Origin of the sequence: Nocardioides malaquae (assembly GCF_015070385.1) — a bacterium.
Lineage (GTDB): Bacteria > Actinomycetota > Actinomycetes > Propionibacteriales > Nocardioidaceae > Nocardioides > Nocardioides malaquae.
On sequence record NZ_JADCSA010000051.1, the window covers coordinates 1 to 608 of the forward strand.

General features: G+C 74.2%; 1 protein-coding gene. It reads right to left on the reverse strand.

From position 1 onward, the window contains the following. The coding region (locus tag IEQ44_RS15535) for a DUF222 domain-containing protein (protein WP_193639389.1) at positions 1 to 608 on the reverse strand (608 nt) is incomplete at both ends.

Genomic DNA, 608 nt, shown 5'->3' on the forward strand with positions numbered 1-608 from the left:
CCCTCGCGCGCCAGCGACACGAGTGCCTTCACCCGGCGCGCACCGACCGGGTCCTCATCACCCGCACCCGCGAGGGCGTCGGCATCGGCGTTGACCCGCCCCATCACCTCACCCAACGCCACCGTGTCACCAGTGGCTTGCAGCTGCGAGGTGCCGGCCCACCGTCGCGGCTGGGTGAGCGTCACGTCCCACCGGGCACGCTCCGCGGCCTCCCGCTCCTTCTGGGCTTCGGGGTCGACCCGAGCCACCGCCAGGTCGATCAACCGGTCCAACGCCGCCGCACCGATCGAGGCCGCGGCACCGATCAGCTGACCGTCCACCCACGCCGCTGCCTCCCGCGGCAGGTCACGGGTGGCCTTCGCGATCTTCCGTGCCTTCCACACCGGCAGCACCAACGCCCGGACCTGGTCCCACGTGCGGGGAAGGCGGTGCACCAGATCGAGGGTGTCGGCCAGCAACGCCTGCGCCGCCGACGGCGAAACACCCAACGCCCCCGCCAACGGCTCCGCGGTGAACGCCGCCACCCCAGGCGCGCCGTCCCCGGCCGGGAACTCGTCGCGCGACAACACCCCCGCATCCCCCAGCGCCGGGTGCGCGAGCGCCCACGC